The organism is Gordonia sp. 852002-10350_SCH5691597 (assembly GCF_001665715.1).
Taxonomy (GTDB): Bacteria; Actinomycetota; Actinomycetes; order Mycobacteriales; family Mycobacteriaceae; genus Gordonia; species Gordonia sputi.
On sequence record NZ_LZMO01000257.1, the window covers coordinates 12,822 to 34,266 of the forward strand.

General features: G+C 65.7%; 21 protein-coding genes. 2 read left to right on the top strand and 19 right to left on the bottom strand.

The genetic code is table 11. The features are described 5' to 3' along the window. Nucleotides 1-78 precede the first annotated feature (78 nt). On the bottom strand, nucleotides 79-252 hold the full coding sequence (gene rpmF, locus A5777_RS18850) for a 50S ribosomal protein L32 (RefSeq protein WP_005174583.1): 174 nt from the start codon (nucleotides 250-252) through the stop codon (nucleotides 79-81). A gap of 295 nt (nucleotides 253-547) precedes the next feature. After that, nucleotides 548-1,438, bottom strand: coding sequence for a DUF4190 domain-containing protein (locus tag A5777_RS18855; protein WP_064863810.1), 891 nt, complete (start codon nucleotides 1,436-1,438; stop codon nucleotides 548-550). Nucleotides 1,439-1,617: 179 nt separating this feature from the next. Here A5777_RS18855 and A5777_RS18860 point away from each other — a divergent pair, with 179 nt between their 5' ends. Then, entirely contained in the window at nucleotides 1,618-2,556 is a 939-nt protein-coding gene (locus A5777_RS18860; RefSeq protein WP_064863811.1) for an AEC family transporter, read from the top strand. A 90-nt stretch (nucleotides 2,557-2,646) separates the two neighbouring features. Here A5777_RS18860 and A5777_RS18865 read toward each other — a convergent pair whose 3' ends face one another. Beyond that, complete coding sequence (locus tag A5777_RS18865) at nucleotides 2,647-4,167, bottom strand: MFS transporter (RefSeq protein WP_051993946.1); 1,521 nt, start codon at nucleotides 4,165-4,167, stop codon at nucleotides 2,647-2,649. An 85-nt stretch (nucleotides 4,168-4,252) separates the two neighbouring features. Between A5777_RS18865 and A5777_RS18870 the strand changes: the two genes are divergently transcribed. Further along, nucleotides 4,253-4,915, top strand: a complete 663-nt coding sequence (locus tag A5777_RS18870; RefSeq protein WP_064863812.1) for a TetR/AcrR family transcriptional regulator — start codon at nucleotides 4,253-4,255, stop codon at nucleotides 4,913-4,915. A 101-nt stretch (nucleotides 4,916-5,016) separates the two neighbouring features. On the opposite strand, the gene A5777_RS18875 is transcribed toward A5777_RS18870, so the two are convergent. The 16 genes from A5777_RS18875 to A5777_RS18945 all read right to left on the bottom strand — a co-directional run bounded on the left by A5777_RS18875 (nucleotide 5,017) and on the right by A5777_RS18945 (nucleotide 21,380). Next, nucleotides 5,017-5,778, bottom strand: a complete 762-nt coding sequence (locus A5777_RS18875; RefSeq protein WP_442903061.1) for a DUF1707 SHOCT-like domain-containing protein — start codon at nucleotides 5,776-5,778, stop codon at nucleotides 5,017-5,019. A 125-nt stretch (nucleotides 5,779-5,903) separates the two neighbouring features. Then, on the bottom strand, nucleotides 5,904-7,904 hold the full coding sequence (locus tag A5777_RS18880; RefSeq protein ID WP_064863814.1) for a vWA domain-containing protein: 2,001 nt from the start codon (nucleotides 7,902-7,904) through the stop codon (nucleotides 5,904-5,906). A 35-nt stretch (nucleotides 7,905-7,939) separates the two neighbouring features. Continuing rightward, nucleotides 7,940-9,385 carry a sigma 54-interacting transcriptional regulator gene (locus tag A5777_RS18885; protein WP_064863815.1) on the bottom strand — a complete coding sequence of 482 codons (1,446 nt, stop codon included), beginning with the start codon at nucleotides 9,383-9,385 and terminating at the stop codon, nucleotides 7,940-7,942. Between the two features lie 56 nt (nucleotides 9,386-9,441). Continuing rightward, nucleotides 9,442-10,014 (bottom strand): maleylpyruvate isomerase family mycothiol-dependent enzyme, encoded by a 573-nt coding sequence (locus A5777_RS18890; RefSeq protein ID WP_064863816.1) that lies wholly within the window; start codon nucleotides 10,012-10,014, stop codon nucleotides 9,442-9,444. A 1-nt stretch (nucleotide 10,015) separates the two neighbouring features. Further along, complete coding sequence (locus tag A5777_RS18895; RefSeq protein WP_039856209.1) at nucleotides 10,016-10,504, bottom strand: SRPBCC family protein; 489 nt, start codon at nucleotides 10,502-10,504, stop codon at nucleotides 10,016-10,018. Continuing rightward, the gene (locus A5777_RS18900) at nucleotides 10,498-10,881 is read right to left on the bottom strand and encodes an ArsR/SmtB family transcription factor (RefSeq protein WP_064863817.1); all 384 of its coding nucleotides are present in this window, start codon (nucleotides 10,879-10,881) and stop codon (nucleotides 10,498-10,500) included. The genes A5777_RS18895 and A5777_RS18900 overlap by 7 nt, the downstream gene beginning before the upstream one ends. A gap of 182 nt (nucleotides 10,882-11,063) precedes the next feature. Next, complete coding sequence (locus A5777_RS18905; RefSeq protein WP_064863818.1) at nucleotides 11,064-12,005, bottom strand: TauD/TfdA dioxygenase family protein; 942 nt, start codon at nucleotides 12,003-12,005, stop codon at nucleotides 11,064-11,066. Beyond that, on the bottom strand, nucleotides 11,986-12,240 hold the full coding sequence (locus tag A5777_RS24810; RefSeq protein WP_156529428.1) for a hypothetical protein: 255 nt from the start codon (nucleotides 12,238-12,240) through the stop codon (nucleotides 11,986-11,988). The genes A5777_RS18905 and A5777_RS24810 overlap by 20 nt, the downstream gene beginning before the upstream one ends. A gap of 68 nt (nucleotides 12,241-12,308) precedes the next feature. Next, nucleotides 12,309-13,154 carry an ABC transporter ATP-binding protein gene (locus A5777_RS18910; RefSeq protein ID WP_064863840.1) on the bottom strand — a complete coding sequence of 282 codons (846 nt, stop codon included), beginning with the start codon at nucleotides 13,152-13,154 and terminating at the stop codon, nucleotides 12,309-12,311. 67 nt (nucleotides 13,155-13,221) lie between these two features. Beyond that, the gene (locus A5777_RS18915; protein WP_005207287.1) at nucleotides 13,222-14,298 is read right to left on the bottom strand and encodes a taurine ABC transporter substrate-binding protein; all 1,077 of its coding nucleotides are present in this window, start codon (nucleotides 14,296-14,298) and stop codon (nucleotides 13,222-13,224) included. 6 nt (nucleotides 14,299-14,304) lie between these two features. Then, on the bottom strand, nucleotides 14,305-15,174 hold the full coding sequence (locus A5777_RS18920) for an ABC transporter permease (RefSeq protein ID WP_005207288.1): 870 nt from the start codon (nucleotides 15,172-15,174) through the stop codon (nucleotides 14,305-14,307). Between the two features lie 163 nt (nucleotides 15,175-15,337). Continuing rightward, nucleotides 15,338-16,081 (bottom strand): sulfite exporter TauE/SafE family protein, encoded by a 744-nt coding sequence (locus tag A5777_RS18925; RefSeq protein WP_064863819.1) that lies wholly within the window; start codon nucleotides 16,079-16,081, stop codon nucleotides 15,338-15,340. A gap of 69 nt (nucleotides 16,082-16,150) precedes the next feature. After that, entirely contained in the window at nucleotides 16,151-17,731 is a 1,581-nt protein-coding gene (purH, locus tag A5777_RS18930) for a bifunctional phosphoribosylaminoimidazolecarboxamide formyltransferase/IMP cyclohydrolase (RefSeq protein WP_064863820.1), read from the bottom strand. Then, on the bottom strand, nucleotides 17,728-18,309 hold the full coding sequence (gene purN / locus A5777_RS18935; RefSeq protein ID WP_064863841.1) for a phosphoribosylglycinamide formyltransferase: 582 nt from the start codon (nucleotides 18,307-18,309) through the stop codon (nucleotides 17,728-17,730). The genes purH and purN overlap by 4 nt, the downstream gene beginning before the upstream one ends. 53 nt (nucleotides 18,310-18,362) lie before the next feature. Then, on the bottom strand, nucleotides 18,363-19,934 hold the full coding sequence (locus A5777_RS18940) for a cell division protein PerM (RefSeq protein ID WP_231894652.1): 1,572 nt from the start codon (nucleotides 19,932-19,934) through the stop codon (nucleotides 18,363-18,365). Nucleotides 19,935-20,093: 159 nt separating this feature from the next. Next, nucleotides 20,094-21,380 (bottom strand): hypothetical protein, encoded by a 1,287-nt coding sequence (locus A5777_RS18945; protein ID WP_064863821.1) that lies wholly within the window; start codon nucleotides 21,378-21,380, stop codon nucleotides 20,094-20,096. Between the last annotated feature and the right edge of the window lie 65 nt (nucleotides 21,381-21,445).

Consider the following 21,445-nt stretch of genomic DNA (forward strand, 5'->3'; position numbering starts at 1 on the left):
ACAGAACAGCACAACTGCCGCAACGTCCCAGACGTTGCGGCAGTTGTGCTGGATTAAGTCGCTGAGGTTATGTCGCGATCAGCGGCGGTCGAGATCGATGATGCCGGCGCGCGCAGCCTTGACCAGACGACGCGGGATGCGCTGAGCAACACCGTTCACCTTGACCTCCTGCAGCGCGGGGTTGTCCGCTTTCCACTGCGAACGACGGCTGCGGGTGTTGGCCCGCGACATCCGGCGCTTCGGTACAGCCATGGTTGTGCCCTTCTCTACTGTGTCCTTACGGACTGTGTCTCACTGTGGTCCTCACGGACAGGTCGCTGTGGTCCTCGCAGACCTGCAACCGTGGCCCTCGCGGACCCGTAACGCTGGCCCTCGCGGACCGTGCCCTCAGGTCGTCCATTCTCCACAGAGTGGAGCGTCGACCGGCGTGGTGGACGTGCCACGCAACCCTCGGGCGCAGCACGCAACCTCTCTAGACTACCGGTCGCGCGGTCAACCTCCAAAACGACGTCGAGCACCCGTGCTCTTCGTTGGCCCGCCACGCACGCTATGTGGTGTTGAAATTCATGTTCACCACGCCGGCGGCGACGAAAATCCAGTAGATGATCCAGAGCACCAGTGCGATGCCGCCGATAATGATCCCTGCGGTGGCCATTCCATCGCCCGTCTGGGTCCCGTTGGAGTCCCTGATCTGTCGCTTGGCGACCACACCGAGCACAAGCCCGAGAATCGAGAGCACCCCGCAGCAGAAGATACCGAGGATGGATGACACCAACGACGCGATCGCCAGGCCGTTCGTCGACTGTCCCGCCGCCGGGTAGCCGGCAGGTTGCCCATATGCCTGCTGGCCATAGCCGGGCTGACCATACGCGGGTTGTCCGTACGCCTGCTGGCCATAGCCGGGCTGACCGTACGAGGACTGGCCGTAGGGCGGTTGACCGTACGGTGACTGCGCGGACTCAGCAGACGACTGACCGAAACCCTGCGGGGTGCCATAGTCGGGCGTCGAGCCAGGCGTCTGGCCGTAGTCGGGTGTCTGGCCGTACTGCGGAGCCTGCGAGCCCGAGCCGTAGTCGGGCGTCGAACCGTACTGCGGCGGCTGGTACGTCGACTCCCCCTGCGAGGGCGGGCCGTAGGCGGATGGGTCGAACTTGGTCGTCGGAGGCTCAGGTGATCCGCTGCCGGTCGGCGGAGTTGCATACGAGGCCTCTGAACCCGAGGCCCCTGAACCCGAGGCCCCTGAACCCGAGGCCCCTGAACCCGAAGCCCCCGGCCCCTCCGAGCCGGAGCTGGGCCGCTTGATCAGCGAGGTGGCATCGTCGCTCGGCGTCGTCCCTGGTGCTTCAGCGCTGGGTGTGCCGGAACCGTCGGAGCCGGTCGAGTTCTGGTCTGGGCGCTCTGGATCCGATGCGCTCGAACCTCCATACGGAGTGGACATCTGCGTTCACCTCTCTGGGGTCGCCCCTTTGGGTTCCCTCGTTGGGATCGCCGTCGGCGTTATCGCCGCACCGACCGTACTGGCAGAGGGACCGGGCACGCCCCACAGGGCGAGGTCACTCCAATGCTGCAGCCAGCTTAGTGAAAAGCGCACGAGCCCGGCTGCATACACTCATCCGAGTGTCAGGCGTCGTCTCCGGTTTCACCGTCATCTTCATTCTGGTGGCCATCGGATTCGCCCTGGGCCGGACGCAGATCCTCGGTGAACACGCACATGACGTGCTGTCGCGACTGGTGTTCTTCGTCTGTACGCCGGCGCTGCTGTTCTCGTCGCTGGTGACCTCCGACCTCTCGGTCATCTTCTCGTCGACGCTCGTGATCGCGGGAGCCTCGGCGTTTGCCACCGGAACGCTCTACATCGTGCTCGCCCGCGGCATACTGCGACGTCGCGAGATACCGGAACTGACCATCGGCGCGCTCTCGTCGTCGTATGTCAACAGCGTCAACCTCGGTCTACCGATAGCAATCTTCGTTCTCGACGACGCCTCGTTCATCGCGCCGCTACTGCTGTTTCAGATTCTGATCTATTCGCCGCTGGCGTTGGGCGTACTCGACGTCACGGCGTTGGACCGCACTGCGGAAAAGTCGGTGCTGCGCGACACCCTGCGACTCCCGCTGACCAACCCGATCGTGATCGGCGGGCTGATCGGAGTGATCGTCTCGCTGATCGGGTGGCATCCGCCCAGCGCGATCCTCGAACCGATGAAAATGCTCGGCAGCGCGTCAGTTCCCGCGGCACTCCTGGCATTCGGAATGTCGCTGACAGGTGTGCCGCTGTTCAAGAAGGGACAGAGTCCGCGGCGCGAGGTCGCACTCGCAACCGTGCTCAAGATGCTGTTCATGCCTGCGTTGGTCTACGTGATCGCGCGATGGGGGTTCGGCGAATCAGGACACACGTTGTTCGCGCAGGTCGTGATCGCGGCGCTGCCGACTGCCCAGAACGTGCTGGTCTACGCGACTCGGTATCGGCGGGGGCAGGTACTCGCGCGCGACACCGCACTGCTCACCACCGTGGTCTCGATCCCCGTCATCGCGGTGATCGCGTGGCTGCTGGCCTGAGCGACCGAGTTGCGTGCAATCCCGTCAGTTACGTGGGACGCTCGGGGGCATTTTTGTACCCCTGTGTCCCACGCAACTCGAGCCAGATCGTCAGTCGACGTCGACGGACCCGGTCGCGAACTCGCCCGCGGCACCAAGCGCGATCTCTTCTTCACGCTGATGCGCCGTCAAGTGGTGCGGGCTTCGACGTGGAATCCCGAAGGCCGCGAGCAGGGCAGCGAGCGCGAACGCTCCGGCGCCGAGTAGGAACGCGGCGCGGTAGGCGTTCTCCGTCGGAAGCGAGACCGCGGTGCCACCCACGACGTGAATCGCGACCTCGGCAGCGAGCACGGTGATGATGACCGCGCTGCCGATCGCGCCACCGACCGTGCGCATGATGGAGTTGATCGAATTGGCGATGCCGGTTTCATGCGGCTCGACATTTTCGACCAGGAGCGCAGGCATGGCCGAATATGCCGCGGCCACAGCCACATTCGCAACGATGAGGCCGGCGATCATCTCGCCGGTGTTCTCGTGCAAGAAGGTCAGCATCAGCATTCCGACCACGCCGATCACGCTCGCACCGAGCAGCACGATGCGGGGACCCACACGGCCGACCAGTCCGCCCGCGACCGGGCCTACGAGGATCGACACGATCGCGCCGGGAAGCATGAACGCCACACTGGTCCGTAGGACAGAGGCGCCGAAGCCGTAGCCCGCCAACGCATCCGGCGTCTGCACGAAGTACGTCGCGCCGAGGAACACGCTGAACATCGCGAACCCGACGCACAGCGACGCGACGTTCGTGGCGAGAACTGCTCGCTGCTTGAGCAGGTCGACGGACACCAGCGGCTCGCCGCGTCGACTCTGCAGTATCCAGAAGCCGCCGAGCACGACGACGGCGGCGACGTAGAGGCCGATCACACGTGCCGACCCCCAGCCCCACGTGTGGCCCTGCGACGTCGGCAGCAGGAGGCACACCAGACCGATCGCGAGCACCAGCGCACCGAAGTAGTCGACGCGACCGCCCGTTCCCGGTCGAGACGGAATCGCGAAGATCACGAGCACCAGAACGACGGCCGACATCGCCACACACAGCCAGAAGATGCGCCGGTAGTCGGCGCCGCCCTGTGTCAGCAGACCTGTTGCCACGAGCGCCAGCCCGCTACCGACTCCCAACGACGACGCCGTGATCGCCATCGCCCCGGTGAGACGTTCGCGGGGCAGCTCCTGCCGCAGCACGCTGATCGCCAGCGGGAAGAGTCCGAAGCTCGCACCCTGCAACACGCGACCGACGATGAGCAAGTCGATCGAATTCGCCAGCGCCGCAATGAGACTGCCCACCAAGGTGATCAGCAGCACCGCGACGATCACTCGCTTGTGCCCGTAGACGTCGCCGAGACGCCCGAACAGCGGAGTGAATGCCGACGCCGCCAGCATCGTCGCCGTGGTCACCCATCCGACAGTCGTCAGCGAGACGCCGAGCTGCTCACCGATCTGCGGCAGCGCGGGCACCGCGAGGGTCTGAATCATCGAGAGCAACAGCACCGACGCCGCCGCGGCAACGACGATCAGTGCTGTCGACGAGCGCACCTTCGAGGGTGCCTGCTCCGGAGCTGCCGCTTGTGTCATACGGGACAATCTAGAACAAAATCGACGCTTCGTCGATTTTTGTCGACGACTAGTCGAAATTGTCCGGATTTCCTACTATGGAGGTATGACGACCAAGGCGCCCGACGATTCGCAGGCCAACCCGGCCCGCCGTAGAGGTGCTCGCACCAAGGGCGACGAGCGTGAAGATCAGATTCTGAGCGCGATGCGTTCACTTCTCGCCGACCATCCGATCGACGACGTCACCATCGACGACATCTCTTCTGCGGCAGGCATTTCACGAACGAGCTTCTACTTCTACTTTCCGTCGAAGCAGGCCGTCCTCACGACGCTCATGGAACGGATCTGGGACGACTTCGCCAGCACTCACGACTGGTTCGACGCCGTCGGACCCGACCCCGACGGCCTGCGCGAGCAACTCGACGCCGTCGCCGCGATCTGGCAGACGAACGGATCGATCATGGCGTGCGCAGCCCGGACCGGATACACCTCCGGTTACGCGCCGCTACAGGACTTCCTCGCGCGAGCACGCGCCCGATTCGTCGAACGACTCGCCGCCAAGATCGAGCGCGATCGATCAGCGGGGCTGGCGCCCGACGGTCCGCCAGCCGCCAATCTGGCAAACCTGGTGGCCGTGATGCGCGACGCAGGCCTGAGCGAACTGACATCGTCCGCGGGCACGGTTCCTGCGGTCACGGTCCCCGCGGACGACGCTCTCGACACACTCACCGTCGCCATCCTGCGGATGATCTACGGTCGCATCGACTGACGACCCCGCGAGCGCGATCAACAGCACCGCGCGAGCGCGACCAACAGCACCGCGCGGGTGCGATCAGCGACACCGCGCGGGCACGATCAACAGCACCGCGATCAACGACGCTCCTTGCGCTTGACGTCCACTCCGCCCATCAACGCGAATCCGGTGACGTGGACAGTCGGAGCGCCGGGGCGCCCGGGCCCCTCGGCTTTGCTCTCGAATCCGCCCATGATGGCGAGACCACCGACCTCGAGGGTCACATCCGGCGGCACGATGACGTCGACGCCACCCATGATCGCCACACACTGGACAGTCAGCACCGGTTCGGTGAACTCGACCTCTCGCAGGTCGATCTCGACGCCGCCCATGATCGCGGTCGCCTCGAGCTGATCAGCAACCGCCGCACGGCCTTTCAGCTCCGAGCCGGACATGATCGCAAGTCGATGACGCACCGGCTTACGCCCCGACCCCGTGCCGGGACGCGTCACGCCCGTCGGGTACGGGTCGCCGGGTCGCGGCAGGGGTACACCGAGTTTCCCGACGGGAAGGTCGTCGGTCAATACGTCGAGATCGCCGAAAGTCTTTGCGGTAGAGGCCTTCAGCGCCCGCTCCTCGTATTCGCTCGGCGTCAGCGCGCCGCTGGTCATCGCCGCGGAGAGGATCTGGTGCACGAGTTCGCGGTCGGCGTCGGCCGCTCTGAGCCGGTGATCGGGCGCGGGCGTACCGCCGGGAGCCGCGGTCTCGTGCTGGACGGGACCGAGCTTGGTCAGGTCGGACTTGGCCGGCTCAGTCTTGGCCGGCTCGGGCTTGGTCAGGTCCGGCCCGGTCGATTCAGGAGCTGCCGGGTCATGCCCGGTCGAATCGGGTTCTGGCAGTTCAGGCTCTGGCAGTTCGGCGGGAACGCTCATACCGTCGACGTTAGTGATCGCATGCGGCGCCCGACACCCTGAAATACCCTGACTCGTCCCCTGATTTCTCCGAGATCCGCCTCACGCGCCGATCAACCGCGGCGCGGACGCCGTGACCGCAGGTAGTCTCCGACCACCGCGGCGCCGAGTCCGTCGACGTCTGGGGCCACCACCCGACCGCCGATCCTGCGGGCGATCTGGTCCATGAAGTGCGCGAGGCCGGGGTCCTCCCCCAGCCGGAAGAACGTGACCTGCGCACCCATCCGTGCGACGTGGTCGAGTTCGCGCACGGTGAGCGCGATGGTCTGCGGGTGCGGCGGATAGAAGAAGAACGGCTCGCCGCTCGGGTCGAGGTGCGCGGTGGGCTCACCGTCGGTGACGACGAGGACCACCGGCTGCGCGTTGGGGAATCTCCGCAGGTGCCGTTGGGCGAGCAACAGTGCGTGGTGCAGGTTGGTTCCCTGTTCCATCCGTGGCTGCAGGCCGGTGAGTTCGGCGATGTCGATGCTGCGGGCATATCGTCCGAACGCGATCACTTCGAGTTCGTCACTGCGAAACCTGGTGGAGATCAAGTGATTCAGCGCGATCGCGGTCCGCTTCATCGGCGTCCAGCGACCTTCCATCTCCATTGAGAACGACGTGTCGACCAGCAGCACCACCGCGGCCTGTGTCCGCGCCTCGGTGTCGGCGACCTCGACGTCGCGGACCGAGATGTGCACACCGTCGCGTGCCATCGCCGACGGCGCGTTCACGGGATCGGAACTCTCGGAAATGGTGCGCAACACCGCATTCGACACAGTTCGCGTCACATCCCATGGGTCGGTGTCGCCGAACTCCCACTCGCGCGTCGCCCCGGTCGGCTCGCCGAGCAATCCTGATTTGCGGGTGTGTCGGTCACCCCGACGCCCCGACATCTGGTCGGCGATGTCGCGAAAGATGGTCTGCCCCAACTGCCTCATCGCCTTGGGGCTCAGCCGTAGAGTCCCGTCGGACGTGCGGTCGAAGAATCCCTGCTCGGTCAACGCCTTCTCGAGCTCGGCGAGCGTTCGGGCGTCGACGGCCGCCTGGTCGCCGAGCTGTCGTGCGAGGGCGTCGAGGTCGATGTCGTCCATGCGCGCGCCGGCGTACTGCTGCGAGAGTTGCTCGGAGAGCGCGTCGAGTTCGGAGATGTCGCGCAGTGCCGCCGCACCCTGCCCCAGTCCCATCTGCTGATCGCCCGAGAACGACTCGCCGCCATCCCAATCGAGGCCCGGCCTGGCCTCACGCAGTGCCGAATCCATTTGCGCGAGTTGATTCATCAGGTCGGGTGACCCGAACGCCTGCTGTGCGAGCTGATCGAGTTCTGCTCGCTGTTCGGGCGTGAGCGAGTTGTAGAACTGCTGTGCCGCGGCCGCACGTTGCGCGAGAGAGTCGATGAGTTCTTCTGTGTTGCGCGGGTTTTCGGGGAAGTACTCGCCGTGCTTGCGCATGAAGTCGTCGAATTGCTCAGCGGTGTCCTCGCCGCGATTGTGGGCGTCGAGCAGCTTGTTGAGGTCGGTGAGCATCTCGGAGATGGCCTCACGGTCCTGATCGGTGGCGCCCTCGAGCGCTTCCTTCATGCCCGCGAAACGCTGGTCGAGCAGTTCCCGGCCCAGCAGATCTTTGATCTTCTCGAAGTCCTCACGCGCCTGAGGGCTCCGCCAGTTGTACTCCGACAGTTCCTCGACGGCCTGGGCAGTCGACGGTGGCAGACTCCCGATCTGCATCTCGGCGAAACGCGCGTCGTCGTCGAGGTCGCGTGCGAGCTGCTTGCGCTCCTCGAGTACCGCGCGGTCGAGGAGCTCGCGGATCTCATTGAACGTTCCGTCGAGGTTCCGTTGCTTCAACAGCTCCTGCCGCCGACGGTTGACCTCTTCACGCAACTTGTCCAGCCCGCGCATGTCCTGAGTCCCGCGCCGCAGAAATTCGCGCAGCGCGCGCTGCGGCGACGCTCCCGCCATCACGTCGTCGCCGATCTCCTCGAGCGCTTCGCGGAGATCGACCGGCGGCGCAAGCGGGTCGGGACCACCGGTGTACCGCTGATAGCGCGAGCGGTGAAAGTTCTTCTGAGCCATGTGTATACGTCCAGCCCGATGTCGTACGGCGTAGATCAGCCGTAGATGGTCTGCCCCTCGTCGTCGGCTTCCTTGCCGATGCGACGGGCCAGAAATAGTCCCTCGAGCGCCAGTTCGAGTGCGCTCGCACGCTCGCCGTCCGCCTCGGCGTCGAGTCGTTCGGCGATTCCGTCGAGGACACCGGCCGTCGTCTCGGGTGAGGGGATGGAAGCCAAGAAGTCCGTCGCCGTGACCCGGTCTCCGGTGACGACGGGCTCTCCGTTCTCCAGGGCGTCGACGAGCGGCGCCATGTCGATGCCGCCGAGGTGTGCGCGCACGGTGTCGGCGACGGATTTGCGGAGCAGGTGCTCGAGGATCTCGAGCTCGCGCCCCTCCTCACCCGACTCGAACTCGATCTTGCCGCGCAGCACCTCGATCACCGATTCGAGGTCGACGACGCGCGCGACGGGCACGTCCTCCCCGGTCACGGTGGCACGATGCAACGCTGCGGCGGCGACGGTCTCTGCGGCCGCGATCGAGAACCGCGCAGAGACGCCCGACCGCTGATCGATCGACGGATGGTCGCGCGCATAGCGGGTGAAGCGGGCGAGGATCTCGGTGATGAACGTCGGAACCGTCGCCGTGAGGTCGGCTTCCTGCTCGATGACGGAGATCTCGTCGTCGAGTTCCAGTGGGTAGTGCGTCCGGATCTCGGCGCCGAAGCGGTCTTTGAGCGGTGTGATGATGCGGCCGCGGTTGGTGTAGTCCTCGGGGTTCGCGCTCGCCATGACCAAAACGTCGAGCGGGAGCCGCAGCGTGTAGCCGCGCACCTGGATGTCGCGCTCCTCCATCACGTTGAGCATGGAGACCTGGATGCGTTCGGCAAGGTCGGGCAGCTCGTTGATGGCGACGATCCCGCGGTGCGCGCGCGGAATGAGTCCAAAGTGAATCGTCTCCGGATCGCCGAGGCTGCGGCCCTCGGCCACCTTCATGGGGTCGATGTCGCCGACGAGGTCGGCAACGGAGGTGTCGGGTGTCGCGAGCTTCTCGCTGTAGCGCTGGCTGCGATGACGCCACTCGATCGGGAGCTCGTCGAGAAGTGCGGCGGCGCGTCGGACGGACGCCGGCGTGATCGGCTCGTACGGATGCTCGCCGAGTTCAGAGCCCTCGATGACCGGCGTCCACTCGTCGAGCAGGCCGACCAGTGTGCGCAGAATGCGCGTTTTGCCCTGACCGCGTTCGCCGAGCATGACCACGTCATGGCCTGCGATCAGCGCACGCTCGAGTTGCGGGATGACCGTTGCCTCGAATCCGACGATTCCCGGCCACGGGTCGTCGCCCTCGCGAAGCGCGGTGAGCAGATTGTGGCGGATTTCGTCACGCACACTGCGCTGCACATGGCCGCTGGCACGCAACTCGCCAACGGTCCTTGGTGAGGGTGGGCGACTTTCGGTGGTTTGGGAGTTGGATGTGGTGAAGTTCTCCTCTGGCACCTTCTCCACGGTACTCCCGTCGGCGTCGCGGGTGCCGGGTTCACGACTGCGTTCGCCGCTGGGGCTCAAGGACGCCAGGCGGGATCGCGCCCGATGAATCCGACGAGCCGCGAGACCGGATCGGCGTCGTCGTCGACTGACACTGCGGGTCCGTACTGACCAGACGATCGCAGCAGCTCCTCGATACCCGTCATGCCGTCGAGTAGTCGTTGCGCGAAGACGGGGTCGAGGTCGGGGGTGCGACCTCCGGCCGCCGCGAGATCCCACGTGTGCATGAAGACGTCGGCCGTATAGAACTGATCGACCGCGTCGGCGAGACGACGTTCACCGACCATCGGGTGCACGAAAGCCGAGTTCGACGACGGGCCGTCGAGCAAATCCCCGATCGCGGCACTGCGCGCCTGCCAGGCGGCGAGTGGGTCGTCGGCAACTGACGGGCCGTCGGGTAGCCGCACTCCCCCGGCGGCGAGGAAGGCTGCGAACCAGTCGACGAGATGAGCGACGACGTCGCGCGCCACCCATCCATCGACCGGCGTCGGAGCATCCCAATCCTTCACTGCTGCAATCTCTTCGGCGAATCCGTTCGCGATGATGCGATGGCGGTCGGCAGCGCTGAGCTCGGTGAGCGACGTCGTCATGTCAGAGCTCTCCGAGCAGGCCGTCGAGCTTGGCGTAGCCCTCGTTGACCCCGACCTCCATGCCCGACGACAACCAACCGTCGCGGGCTTCGAAACTGTCGCAAAGGGATTGGGCGTGCAGGCGCGTGGTGCCATCGCCGAGGTCCTCAAAGTGCAGCGTCTCCAGCGCCACCTGATCGGGCATTCCCTCCCAAGTGAAGGTCTGCACGATCGTGTCGTCGGACACCGTGTGGAAGCAACCGCGGAAGGCGAATTCGTCGTCGTCGCGCGATGACACATAGCGCCAGCTCCCACCGTTGCGGACGTCCCACTCGACGATCCTGCTACTGATCGAGTCCGGCCCCACCCAGCGCACGAAGAGCTCGGGATCGGTGTGTGCCTTCATCAATTGTGCTGGGGTGCCACGAAAGTCGCGTGTGATACGGATGATCGGCACCTCCTTGTCGGCCTCGATGGTGGCTTCCGGATAGCGCGTCTGCGTGCTCATGATGCCTTGCCCTTCTTCGTCGGTGTCTCGTCGCCGCGGGGAACCGCGTCGCTCATCTGCGCGTCATTCATCTGTGCCAGTACGGCGTCGAGACGCTGATAGCGATCCTCTGCCGCGCGGCGATACCGCTCGATCCACTTGGTCATGAGGTCGAACACCTCGGCTTCCAGGTGGACAGGACGGGTCTGCGCCTCCCGGGTGCGGGTCACCAGGCCTGCGTCTTCGAGCACTTTCAGATGCTTCGAGACCGCCTGGATGCTGACGTCATAGGGCTCGGCGAGCTGACCGACCGTCGCGTCACCGACTGCGAGCCGCGCAACCATGTCACGCCGGGTCGGGTCTGCCAGCGCGGCGAATACCCTGGACAGCTCGTCTGCCACTCGTCCTCCTCAACCGTTTGGTTGAATACGAGTGTGCGACGACGCCGATAAGTTGTCAACCCTTTGGTTGAATACGCCGCGCGCCGCTTGTCGAGCTGAACCCGCCGGCTGAGCTGAACCTGCTGGTCAAGCTGCCCCCGCACAGTGGTTTCGACTCGGGTGCTCGCTGCGCTGGCGCCCGCTCAACCAGCGGCAGGCGGGCCCACTGGCTCGTCGCCGCGGAGTGTGATGCGGTGCATGACGCGGCGGTTGTCGCCGTAGTCGCGGTTCGCGTAGTGCAGAGTGTTGCGGTTGTCCCACAGCACCAGGTCGCCGAGGCGCCAGCGGTGTCGCACAATGTGTTCCGGCTTCGTCAAGTGCGCGTAGAGCAGATCGAGAATGCCGCGGCTCTCGGCGTCGGACACGCCCTCGATGTGCGACGTGAAGCCCGGGTTGACGAACAGCGATTTGCGCCCGGTCTCTGGATGCACTCGCACGACGGGGTGGGTCACCGGTACCAACTCGGTGACTTCCTTTCCGTCCCAGACGTTTCCGCGTCCGCCACGACGCTGCTTCAGGTAGTAGCCGAACTCCCGGTTACCGTCGTGCACGGCAGAAAGATCTTCGACGAGGCGCTGTACCGGAGTCGACAGCGACTCGTATGCGAGCTCCGCGTCGGCCCAGTTCGTGTCGCCTCCGTTGCGTGGCAACACAACCGGGCGCAGGATCGATCCCATTGGCGGTCGGGGCATGAACGTGACGTCGGTGTGCCAGACGTCGGCGAAACCGTTGTCGGTGCTGTCGAGCGAGTACACCTCGGCGGGCACGTCGCCGCTGTTCCACACGGGGTGTCCCGCGGTGAGATCGCCTATGCGACGGCCGAATTCGACGTGCGACGCATCGTCGAGCTGCTGGTCGCGCAGCACGATCACCTTGTACTCGATCAGCGCGGCCCGGATGGCGCGGATCTCGTCGTCGGAGGCCGAAGCGACGTCGACGCCGCGGATCTCGGCGCCGAATCGTGGGCCGAATTCGTCGATATCGAACTCGACACCCGACGCGACCGTTGCCGTCGGATCGAGAGGCGTCGAATCACGCGGGGCTTGTACGCCGGTACGTGAGGATTCAGGAAGTGAAATGGTCATGGTGGGTCCTTCTCGGGGAGTCGTAGGTGGTTGCGAGTCCGAGAGAGACCGGCGGCGAGCCGTGGTGGCTGCCGTCTGCCCATGTCATCCGGTGAATCATCTGCGCGTACCCCTGCTGCTCCTGAAAGGCCGTGGTCCGCGCCGACCCACCGTCGACAACAGAGTCCCACAGTCGACACCGATCGGCAGCGCGAAGCGTGCCGATCGGTGCGATGACGTGGGAGGTTGTACTCACACCACCTGTTTAGTCACCGGGGAGCAGTCGGAACAGGGTTTACCGCAGCGCGATAAAAACCCTGACACTCACTTCTTCCCAGCCGATTCGCCGCGCGCCGCACTCTTGACCGCGCTCGCGATCTCGGTGCGTAGGACGGTGTACTCGGCTGAGTCCCTTATGTCGTCGGCGCTGACACCGGTACGCGGAATCGGCGACGAGATGTCGAGTGCCACTCGACCGGGACGGCTGGTCAACACGACGATCCGCGATCCGAGGAACGCGGCCTCCTCCGCACTGTGCGTCACAAAGACATTCGTGCGCCCCAGCTCCGCACTCACAGTGCGAACGTCCTCCTGAAGCGTCTCTCGCGTCAACGCGTCGAGAGCCGCGAACGGTTCGTCAAGCAGAAGCAGCGACGTGTCGCCCGCCAACGCACGCGCGATGGCGACGCGCTGCTGCTGACCACCCGAGATCTCCCAGATTCGACGATTCGCCGTGTCGGACAATCCCACTCGCGCGAGCAGTTCCTCCCGACGTGCCGGCCGATCCGAACGCGGCACGCCTGCGTACTTCAACGCGAGGTCGACGTTGCCGCCGACGGTGCGCCACGGAAACAGCCTCGGCTGCTGGAAGACCACGCCAGACGAGCTGCCGGGCGCCGGCTTTCGTCCGGAGACCTCTACGACGCCCGACGCGGGGTCCTCGAATCCCGCGATCAGCCTCAGGAGCGTCGACTTGCCACAGCCCGACGGCCCGACGAGCACAAGTACTTCACCGGGGTCGACCTCGAGGTCGACCGGCCCAACGGCGGTCACGGCGTCGGCACCCTTGCCGTACCGCTGCGTCACGCCGCGCAGGCTGATGCTGCCCTGACCCTGTGCCGGTTCACTCTGCGCCGCAGCGGGACTCGACGCCGCTTGGCTGTCGGTCACCGTCGCGTCGGCCTTCTGAGCATCGGCCTTCTCGGCGTCGACCTTGCTGCCGCTATCGGTCTTGGTATCACTGTGCGGTGAGGACACCCGGAAGCCCCTTGGTGTAGATCGCATTCTGGAACGTCGACAGCGGAGGCGCCGACGGGATCTGCTGTTGTTCCGCAAGGAATTCCGCGGCGCTGTGCAGGTTGTCGGCGACGTTGCCCGGCTTGCCCTCGGTGCCGAGCCACTGCGGCGAGGTCAGCTCGGCGTCAGTCAGGTAGATGCCCTGCTTGAGCTGGTTGGCCGCGTCCTCGGGCGTCGTGTTCAACTGTGCGGCAATAGCCTTGGCCGCAGCCTGCGGATCGTCGTGGATCTGCTTGAGCGCGCGTGCTTCGGCCTTGCGCCAGGTGTCGACGACGTCGGGGTGATCCTTCGCGAAGTCCGACGACACGACGCCGAGGTCGAGCGTCGGCTTGCCCCAGGTGGCCACCTCACGGCTGGTCACGATGGTCTTGCCGGACTTGCGCAACTCGTCGAGCGTCGGCAGCCAGGTGTAGACGGCGTCGACGTCTCCGCGCTGCCACGCGGCCAGCGATGCCTGCGGCTGCAGGTCGATCAGGTTGACGTCTTTCGGGTTCACGCCGGCGTGGTTGAGAGCGGCGAGCAGACTGTAGTGCGAGGTCGATGCGAACGCCGTGGCCACCCGCTTGCCCTTGAGGTCGGCGATCGAGTTGATCCCAGTTCCGTTGCGCGCCACCAGAGCTTCATTGTCGCCCGCGACGTCGAGGATGAACGCGACCTGGTAGGCAATGTTCAACGGCGCGGAGAGTCCACGCGCCACGGGGCTCGAACCGATTGCGCCGAAGTCGATCTGCTTCGCGACGAACGCCGTGTTGATGTCGGCACCCGAATCGAACTTGGTCCACTTGATGTTGTACTTCGGCAGCGCGTCCTCGAGCCACTTGTTGTTCTTCACGATCAAGTCGCCGCTCGGGAAGGACTGGTAGGCAAGGCGAATCGTCGGTTTGTCGCTGTCTCCGGACGACTTGTCGACCGAGCAACCGGTGAGTACAACCGCGGCCGAGGCGACGAGAGCACCGACGGTGACCCCGAGCGAACGCAACCGCGATCGACGAGACGCGCTCGATGTCAGGAATGTCATTGTTGTTCAGGCCTTTCCACGCCACGGCACCAGGCGGTGCTCGATTATCCGAAGTATTCCGTCGATGATGAGACCCGACAGTCCGATGAGGACGATGCCGACCAGCACGACGGGAGTGTTGTTGTAGTTGCTGGCATCTTTGACGACGCCACCGATGCCGGGAATGCCGTTGAAGAGCTCGGCCGCGACCACCGACGAATAGGCGATGCCGACCGAAAGCCTGATGCCCGTGAATGTTTCGGGTAGCGCGGCCGGGATCACGACGTCGGAGATCACCTCACGCCTGCTTGCCCCCAGGGCGCGTGCAGCCTCGATCAGCGAGACCGGAGTGGCGCTGACGGCCGTGGTGGTCGCCACCGCTGCCGGCGGAAGAGCGGCCAACGCGAGAAGCGTGATCTTCGGCGCCTCGTCGATTCCCAGCCAGATGACCAAGAGGAAGAAGTACGCCAGCGGAGGCAACGCGCGCAGGAATGTCAGCCACGGCTCGAGAAGTCGTCGGACCCAAGGGATCGAGCCCATGATAAGCCCCAGGACCACACCCGCGGCGACGCCGATCACGACACCGACGAAGACACGACGCAGCGTCATGTAGAGGTGTTCCCACCAGTAATAACCGGCATAGCCGACGACGCCGTTGTGCGTCGTCGACATTTCGACAAAGGCGTGCCACACAGTACCGAGACGGGGAACGAACGTCTCGCTCCAGACGCCGCTGACCGCGACGGCTTGGTAGACGGCGAGGAACAGAACCACCGAGAGCACCGGGAGACCGAACTGCAGTGCAGCAGAACGAAGCCTGCTACCGGTCGAGGTCTTCTCAACCCCTGGTTGTCCGCCCTGCTGCTCCTCGGGCGTGATGTCGACGAACAAAGTCACCGGCTATGTGTACCGGGACGGGCAGCGCACGACCATCCTTTTCCTCAGCGTGAGAAAAATGCACACTGGATTGGCGCCCTGGGTCGTCGATTCTCCAGGGACGTCGACGATTATGTACGCCAAGCGTACGTCCGCGCAAGGGATCTCGCCCCGACGACGGGTATCAGCTGAACGCCAGCCACACAGCGAGACCGAGCCCGCCGAGTCCCACCGCGATGCGGAGGGGTCCGGCGGGTAGTCGTTTGACCACGGGTGGACCGCACCAGCCGCCGATCAGACAGCCGATCGCCATGGCAATCGCCGCCGGCCAGTGAACCGGACCCCAGATGATGAAGCCCACGGCCGCAACCAGATTGGCGACGCCGAGAAACAGAGACTTCAACAGCGTTGCGCGCCAGAGTGGTTCGCTCGTCACGACGAGAGTCAGCGCGAGCAGCACGATGCCCGCGCCCGCACCGAAGTAGCCGCCATAGATGGAGATCAGGCCGAGTCCGACGACGAAGAGCCACGGACGGTCGGCGTGACGTGAGGCGAGTCGTCGAAGCTGTGGTTGAACGAGCAGAGCGATCGCCGCAAACCCAACGAGGTACGGCACGATCACCTTGAAGCTATCGGGGGGCGTGATCAAGAGAATGATCGCGCCGATCGTGCCGCCGATCAGCGACGCGACCACACCTGCGTACAGCGGCCGACGATCACCCGCGAGCAGTACTTTGCCGGACTGGCCGAGACTCCCTGCCCCCACCGCGACGAGCGACACCGTGTTGGTGACGTTCGCCGCGATCGGGCTGAGTCCCACTGCCAGGAGCGCGGGATAGCTGACCACCGACGCCAAGCCGGTGACGTATCCGATCAGTCCGGCGCCGAACCCCGCGACGAACAGCAGCGCGAGGTCGAGGACGGTCATCGGTCACGCCCACTCGGCCCGACGGAGCGCCCAGCCGGTCCGACAATGCGCCCGGTCGACAGGATCAGGTCAGTGCGCGAAATGCCGTGCACCGGTGAGGTACAGGGTGATGCCGGCTTCTGCGGCGGCCTCGATGACCTCTTTGTCGCGGATCGACCCGCCCGGCTGCACAACCGCCGATACCCCACCGTTGATCAGCACCTGCAGGCCGTCAGGGAACGGGAAGAAGGCGTCCGACGCTCCGACGCTGCCACTGGCCCGCTCGCCTGCGCGGGTGACGGCGAGGTGCGCCGAGTCGACCCGGTTGACCTGCCCCATACCGACGCCGACAGAGGCGCCGTCCTTGGCGAGCAGAATGGCGTTCGACTTCACCGAGCGGCATGCGCGCCAGGCGAATTCGAGATCGGCGAGGGTGTCGGGATCGGCCGGGGGTCCTGCGACGAGTGTCCAGTTGTCCGGGTTGTCGCCCTCGGCGTCGAGGATGTCGCGATCCTGCATGAGCAGGCCGCCGGACACCGGACGGAACTCGAGTCCTGCGCGCACCGGCGGGGTGGCGCGAAGGATGCGAATGTTCTTCTTGCGCTGCAACACCGAGAGCGCGCCGTCGGCGAAGCCCGGAGCGATGATCACCTCGGTGAAGATCTCGGCGACCTGCTCGGCCATCTCGACCGTGATCTCACGGTTGGCCGCGATCACGCCGCCATAAGCACTGACAGGATCGCAGGCATGGGCGAGGCGGTGCGCCTCCCCGATCGTCTCACCGATGGCGATGCCACAGGGGTTGGCGTGCTTGATGATCGCGACGGCGGGTGCGTCGAAGTCATGGGCGCTGCGCCAGGCCGCGTCGGAGTCGGTGTAGTTGTTGTAGCTCATCTCCTTGCCGTGCAACTGTTCTGCCGACGCGAGTCCCTCGGGAGCAGCGGTGGAAAGGTAGAGCGCCGCGGCCTGATGGGGGTTCTCGCCGTAGCGCAGCACGTCGGAACGCTCCCAGGTGAATCCGGTCCACTCGGGGAACTTCGATCCGTCAGCCGCGGGCGCAACCTCCTGCGACATCCAGGAGGCGACAGCGACGTCGTAGTCAGCGGTGTGCCGAAATGCCTTGGCGGCCAACTCACGTCGCTGTGTGAGCGTGAATCCGCCCTCGGCGACGGCAGCGGAGACCTGCTCGTAGTCCATCGGATCGACGACGACGGCAACGCTGGGATGGTTCTTGGCCGCGCCGCGCACCATTGACGGTCCGCCGATGTCGATCTGCTCGATGCACTCGTCGGGCGTGGCACCAGACGCGACGGTCTCGGTGAACGGGTACAGGTTGACCACGACGAGATCGAATGGGGCGACACCCAACTCGTCGAGCTGCGCGACGTGCGACTCCTTGCGACTGTCGGCGAGGATGCCCGCGTGCACCCTGGGGTGGAGCGTCTTGACCCGTCCGTCGAGGCATTCCGGGAATCCGGTCAGCTCCGACACCTCGGTCACCGGAATTCCAGCTGCCGCAATGGTTTTCGCAGTCGACCCGGTCGAGACGAGTTCGACGCCCGCCTCGTGCAACGACGACGCGAGATCGGCGAGGTCGGTCTTGTCGTACACACTGACCAACGCACGCTTGATGGGGCGTCGACCTGTGTCTGCGGGGGTGGCTGCGTTCACGGAATCCGGGCCTTTCGTCCGTCGATGACAACTCCTCGGGTGACAAGTTTCGCCACAACGTCGGCGAGCAGGAATCGCTCGACCGACTTGATGCGTTCGTGCAGGGTCTCCTCGGTGTCGCTCGGTGAGATCATCACCGGCGCCTGCGCGAGAATCGGACCGGTGTCGACGCCGTCGTCGACGAGGTGGATCGTCGCGCCCGTCACCTTGACGCCGTGCGCGAGAGCGCCGGCGACGCCGTGCGCGCCGGGAAACGACGGCAACAACGCGGGGTGAGAGTTCACGATGCGACCACCGAAACGCGACAGGAACGCCGGGCCGAGGATCTTCATGAAACCTGCGGTCACCACCCACGCGGGCGCTACCGCTGCCACCTGCTCGGCCAGCGCCTCGTCCCAGCGGGCACGGTCGGCGTGGTCGGAGACACGACATACGACGACGGGAATCTCGTGGCGTTGCGCGATCGACGCTGCGCGACAGTCACGGTCGACGACGACTGCCGTCACCTCGAAGGCGGCGTCGGGGCCGTCGGCGCGGTCGATGAGTGACTCGAGCAGTGTTCCCGTACCCGACGCCATCACGACGATCGGGACGCGTACCGGGTTACCGGCAGCGTCCACGGGGGTTCTGTTCACATCTGCGAGCCTAGTGGATCGCTTTTCGCGCCCCGTGAGCGAGTCGTTGCGTCCCCGGCGCTGACCGGATCGACGTCGGCGCCGTCATCGTCAAACGCGCCGTCATCGTCAAACCCGGTATCGCCGTCGAACCGGGCATCATCGTCGACTGCACGGCCGTCGGGGCCGACGCCGTCGTCGTCGCTGTCGCTGAGATCGCTGTCGCCGTCGAACTCCGCGTCATCACCGGCATCGCTGTAATAGGAGTCGTCCTCGTCCCAGGAGTCGTATTCTTCCCGGGAGTCGGCGACGTAGTCGTCGTCGTATCCGGAGTCGTCGAGCCAGGTGTTGAGATCGTCGGCATCCTCGGCGCCGGACTCCGTCTGCAGCCTGGCGCGCCGAGTCGATGGCAGGCAGCCGTAGATGAGCGCGACGATGAGTCCGACGACGACAATCCAACCGAGCGTGAACACTCCCGCCGCTGCGACATTGATGCCCGTCGCGCCGATCTCGCCGAGTTGGCCGCCTGCAGGCCAAGCGAGGAGCACGACGATCGACGCCGCGACCGCTCCGGCCACGCCGACAGCACGGACGTGGGCGATCGGGTCGAGTGATCGGCATCGCCAACCGACGTAGCCGGCGACGGCAGCGGGGACAACGAATCCGACGACGCCGAGCGTGCCGTAATCGGCATCGGGGAGCGCTGCGAGCAGCGGCACGGGCGGCATCGGCCCGCTACGTACCGACAGAAGGTCCACCGACATCGCCCCGACGAGGACGTTGGCGCCGACGAGAACAGCCGTCGCGCCCACGATCACGTTGGGAAGGTAGAGAATCGACAGCACGGTCAGGCCCAGGTAGCCGTCGAAGCGGTAGCCGCCGCTGATGACGTGCCCGACGTCGGAGAAGCTCAGCAGGAGTCGTACGAGAACGAGAACCGACCCGGCCGCGAGGAGCGCGACCGCGGCAAGCAGACCGAAGCGAAACCCCCGACGGTCGGCTGCGGTCACCGAGCTCAGTGCCGCCAGGTCGCGACGACGCCGCCAGGCAACACCTGCGGCTGTCGCCAACCCATGCAGAGCGATCGTGCAACCAAAGGCCAACAACGCATTCGGGGCGGCAACGGGTGTATCCGACGATCCGTCCATGAGCACGGCCAACGCCATCGCGGTGATCACCAGCGGCCCGCCGATCGCGGCCGCCACGATCGCCGCGAGCTCAGACGCCGACCGCCCGACGCGGCTCGCCGACGACGCGAACCCGGCAGTCCCCGCCGCGACGAGCAAAGTCGGCAGCATCGGAAGCACGCCGAGCGTGACGCCGTTCATCGTCATCGGCACCTGGTGGATGGCCAACCAGCACGCCGAGATCACGTTCGCGATGCCCGAGATATCTCCGCCGGACATGAGGAGTACGGCGAGTACACAGACCACGAGGACCATCAGCGTGAGGACCGGCACCCCGAATGCGACCAGGATCAACTCCCGCGCGCTGCCCTCGGTGCCGAGACGCTGCGCGCGGGTCGTCCGCCGCACCTGACGCAGACGCGCGGAAAGACTCTCTTTGGGCACAGACCTGATCGACGACATCGTTACGAGCGTGACACGAGTGACTGCAGTTGAGTTGGAGACGCGCCGAGAGACAACACTCACGGCATACGTGTAGGGCCCCGCAACGAGGCGGGCCCTACACGTATCGAGTTGTTGCGTTGGTTTTCAGCTGCCCGGCGATACACTGCCGGCCGGGCGTCAGCTCGACGACGAACCGCCCTTACCCGACTGATCTTCGGGACGGTGGAACGCCGTGGTGCGGTCCCCGTATCCACTCTCGGCCGACGGTGCAGCGGACGGTGAGGACGCCTGCGACGCCGCTCCCCTCGACGCCGGCCCCTTGGAGCCTGCTCCCGTCGATTCCGACGCGGCCGGACCGCTCGGGTACCCACTCGAGTGCGCGGAGGGACTCGACGACGGCTGAGCCTGCGAGTGCGACGAGGCCGAATAGGGCGAGTAGGACGACGACTGCGGCGACGATTCCTGGGCCGACGCGGCGCCCGCACCGTACGCAGTCGAGTCGCCCGCCTGATGAGACGGCGACTGGCCGTAGGTGTACGCCGACTGTCCGTAGCCCGCGGCGGAGGGGCTCGGTGTAGCGGAACCAGCGGCAGCGGGCGTGGAGGCGACAGGCGCCTGCGCCTTGCCTGATGCCTGTGCGTCGCCATAGCCGGTCGCCGTCGCCTGCCCGTATGCCTGTGTCGCGGGAGTGGTCTCGGCGACGACGGTCGTCTGCTCGACGGCGGTCACGGTCGAACCCGCGGGAACCGACCCGGTGGTTGCGTCAGCGCCCGGCGCCGGTGCGAGCTTGACCGCTCCGAGCACGATGAGCAGCCAGAAGATAGCGAGGCCCGCAATCAACAACGAGATAACCAACTGCACGTAGTCTTCCCACGACGACGAGGGAGCCGTCACGCCGTAGTTCGCGTAGTTCGATACGTCTGTCAACGAGGTGTGGATGAGCGAGTAGATCCGCGTGATCGCGTCGGCGCCGGTCAATGCCGCCAAGACCGGAACGAGTGCGTTGACGGCGACCTTGCTGGGGAACAACGCAGCGAGCAGCGACAACGCGATCACGATGACCCCCAACGACAGCCCCGATCCGTAGCTCCAGAAGCCGACGAACAGGTTCAGCACCGCGAGCACGCTGAGCGCGATGGCGAGGAACAACGAGGTGTTCGCCGGAAGTCCCTGGCTCGCAGGCTTCGGCGCGGCACCGTAGCCGTACTGCCCCTGCCCGTACTGGATGTAATTGGCCTGACCGTATCCCGGCTGCGAGTATCCGGACTGGGGATATCCCGACTGCCCGTACTCCTGCTGGCCGTAGCCCTGCTGCCCGTAGCCCTGTTGGGACGATCCCTGCTGGTCAGAGCTGCGCTGCCCGCTCCCGGCCTGCGGATACCCGGCTTGTTGTCCGGCCTGTTGTCCATAACCCTGGCCCGAGTCGGAGGCGCCGAAACCGGAGCCCCCCGGCTGATAGCTCATACGTCATATCTCCTGGTCGAAGCGTGCGGGCCGCGCCCGCACAGACACGTGGCACGGCAGTTCCC